At 58.8% G+C, this 3,459-nt stretch carries 4 protein-coding genes; all 4 read right to left on the reverse strand.

Features of this window, described 5'->3' with window-relative positions; genetic code table 11:
- Positions 1-336: phosphopantetheine-binding protein (locus XANALMUS060_RS17950; protein ID WP_235430594.1), on the reverse strand; the 336-nt coding region annotated here is incomplete at its 3' end.
- Positions 299-445 (reverse strand): hypothetical protein, encoded by a 147-nt coding sequence (locus XANALMUS060_RS20820; RefSeq protein ID WP_161795485.1) that lies wholly within the window; start codon positions 443-445, stop codon positions 299-301. The genes XANALMUS060_RS17950 and XANALMUS060_RS20820, both read right to left, overlap by 38 nt.
- Before the next feature lie 29 nt (positions 446-474).
- Entirely contained in the window at positions 475-645 is a 171-nt protein-coding gene (locus XANALMUS060_RS20825; protein ID WP_161795486.1) for an amino acid adenylation domain-containing protein, read from the reverse strand.
- Positions 646-851: 206 nt separating this feature from the next.
- A partial coding sequence (locus XANALMUS060_RS17955) for an AMP-binding protein (protein ID WP_152640597.1) occupies positions 852-3,459 on the reverse strand: 2,608 nt, incomplete at its 5' end.

A 3,459-nucleotide genomic window follows, 5' to 3' on the forward strand; every position in this document is an offset into this window, starting at 1 on the left:
CACGCCAGAGAGGGTGTACGCCTGCGCGGCGCGTTCGTCGAATTGCGCCAGGAACCATAGCCGTTGTTGCGCGAAGGACAATGGCAGGGGTGCATCTCGATCGGCTGGAACGATGGGCGGCAACGTACTGGCGGTAGCGCTTGCCAGGGCGTGAGCCAACTCGGCCAGGCGCGGTTGGGCGAACAAGGTCGCCAGCGGCAGTTCCACCCCCAATGCGCTGCGAATGCGCGACATCAGGCGCACGCCCAGCAACGAATGCCCGCCCAGGGCGAAGAAATTGTCATGCCGTCCGATGGTCTCACTCCAGACCGAGTAATTCGTGCCAGATCGCGGCAATGGTGTGTTCGATCTCGCCCTGTGGTGCTTCATACGTCAACGCCGCATAGGCCGCCGCATCCGGTGCGGGTAATGCCCAGACCGAGTAATTCGTGCCAGATCGCGGCAATGGTGTGTTCGATCTCGCCCTGTGGTGCTTCATACGTCAACGCCGCATAGGCCGCCGCATCCGGTGCGGGTAATGCCTTGCTTGCGATCCAGCTTGCCGTTCGGGGTCAGCGGCAAGTCAGCGGCAAGCGAACGATCCAACTGCACATAGGCCGCTGGCACCATGTAATCGGGCAGTCCATCCGATAGCCAACTGCGCAATGCGGCAGCTCCAACTGCACATAGGCCGCTGGCACCATGTAATCGGGCAGTCCATCCGATAGCCAACTGCGCAATGCGGCAGCATCAACAGCTTCGTGACCGACCCAATACGCCACCAGCCGCTCGCTTCTCTGTCCCTGCTTCTCTGTCCCTGCCGTCGGTCTCAAGCGCGACGACCACGCACTCGCGCACCTCCGCATGCGCGCTCAAGCGTGCCTCGATCTCGCCCAACTCGATGCGGAAACCACGGATCTTGACCTGGTGATCGTTGCGTCCCACGAACTCGATCGTGCCATCGGCACGCCATCAAGCGCGACGACCACGCACTCGCGCACCTCCGCATGCGCGCTCAAGCGTGCCTCGATCTCGCCCAACTCGATGCGGAAACCACGGATCTTGACCTGGTGATCGTTGCGTCCCACGAACTCGATCGTGCCATCGGCACGCCAACGCACGCCCCAGATCGCCACTGCGGTACATCCGTGCCGCCCAGATCGCCACTGCGGTACATCCGTGCCGCCGGATCGGTGCTGAATGGATCCGTGAGGAAGCGCTCGGCGGTCAATGCCGCTCGATTGAGATACCCACGCCCGACGCCATCGCCACCGATATACAGCTCGCCGACCACCCCAATCGGTACCGGTGCGCCGTGTGTATCCAGGATGTAGATGCGCACATTGGAAATCGGACGCCCAACCGATTGGCATCGTTTCCGATGCAAAAAGATCTTCTATTACGCCATCGACAGCAACGTCCGTGATCTCAGATGGCCCGTAACTATTTACAAATACATATTTCTCATCACCTGAAATCCACGCAGAAAAACGCTCTCCCTTTATCGCCTCTCCACCGAGTAAAATATAGCGAAGCTGGTCAAATTTAATTCCCTCAACTCTAGAACCAAATTCATCAAAAACTCCATACAATTGACTTGGCGCGCAATTTATCAACACCGCACCACTCGACTCAAGAAGGCTCAATACACTCGAACCCACCATTACACCTGCCGGCGCCAACACCACACTAGCGCCAACACATAATGGAGAAAAAATATTCTTAAGCGTCAGGTCAAAAGAAAAAGAAGAGACAACCAGCACTTTCTCGCCCTGCTTTAAATAGCGCAGCGCGTAGTGATAGTATAAATTGACACAACCCTGGTGCTCGATCATCACACCTTTGGGCGCACCGGTCGATCCTGACGTATAGATCACATACGCCAGATGCCGCGCGGTCAGACCATTGGCATGGCGGCCAGGATTGCTGTCCGGCAGGTGCTGCCAGCGTTCGCCATCGGCTTGCAGGTCGACGATCACTGCCGAGGTCACATTGTCCTCGACAAGGTGAGCGCTGACAGTATCCATCAGCACCGCCACCGCGCCGCAATCGCTGAGCATGTAGGACAAGCGCTCAGGCGGATAGGCCGGATCCAGCGGCACATACGCACCGCCCGCCTTCAACACCGCCAGCAACGCCACCATCATCTCGACACTGCGCTGCACGCACACTGCCACGCATTCATCCGGGTGCACGCCCAATTCGCGCAGGTAATGCGCCAACTGGTTGGCACGCACATTCAACTCACCATACGTCAGCGCGACATTGTTTTGAACAATCGCAATTGCCGATGGATCACGCATCACCTGCGCTTCGAATAATTCGTGCACACAGGCATCGCGCGGATAATCCGCTGCTGTTGCATTCCACTGCGTCAGCAGCTGATGGCGTTCGGCATCGTCCAGCAACGGCAGACGGTCTACCAACTGATCTTCAGCGCCTTCGGACACCATCGCCGCCAGCAGATGCTGCCAATGGCCCATCCAGCGCTGCAATGTCGAATGCTCGAACAATGCCGTCGCATAGGTCAGACTGCCGACGACTCCACTCGCACTCTCTTCCAACGACAGCGATAGGTCGAACTGCGCACTTGTCTGCGCGGTGGTGAGACCGCTCGCCTCGATTTCACCAAGATCCAGTTCGCCCTGCGGCGTGTTACCTTTGGGCGCACCGGTCGATCCTGACGTATAGATCACATACGCCAGATGCCGCGCGGTCAGACCATTGGCATGGCGGCCAGGATTGCTGTCCGGCAGGTGCTGCCAGCGTTCGCCATCGGCTTGCAGGTCGACGATCACTGCCGAGGTCACATTGTCCTCGACAAGGTGAGCGCTGACAGTATCCATCAGCACCGCCACCGCGCCGCAATCGCTGAGCATGTAGGACAAGCGCTCAGGCGGATAGGCCGGATCCAGCGGCACATACGCACCGCCCGCCTTCAACACCGCCAGCAACGCCACCATCATCTCGACACTGCGCTGCACGCACACTGCCACGCATTCATCCGGGTGCACGCCCAATTCGCGCAGGTAATGCGCCAACTGGTTGGCACGCACATTCAACTCACCATACGTCAGCGCGACATTGTTTTGAACAATCGCAATTGCCGATGGATCACGCATCACCTGCGCTTCGAATAATTCGTGCACACAGGCATCGCGCGGATAATCCGCTGCTGTTGCATTCCACTGCGTCAGCAGCTGATGGCGTTCGGCATCGTCCAGCAACGGCAGACGGTCTACCAACTGATCTTCAGCGCCTTCGGACACCATCGCCGCCAGCAGATGCTGCCAATGGCCCATCCAGCGCTGCAATGTCGAATGCTCGAACAATGCCGTCGCATAGGTCAGACTGCCGACGACTCCACTCGCACTCTCTTCCAACGACAGCGATAGGTCGAACTGCGCACTTGTCTGCGCGGTGGTGAGACCGCTCGCCTCGATTTCACCAAGATCCAGTTCGCCCTGCGGCGTGTTCTGC

It is taken from the genome of Xanthomonas sp. MUS 060, from assembly GCF_000963215.1.
Classification (GTDB): domain Bacteria; phylum Pseudomonadota; class Gammaproteobacteria; order Xanthomonadales; family Xanthomonadaceae; genus Xanthomonas_A.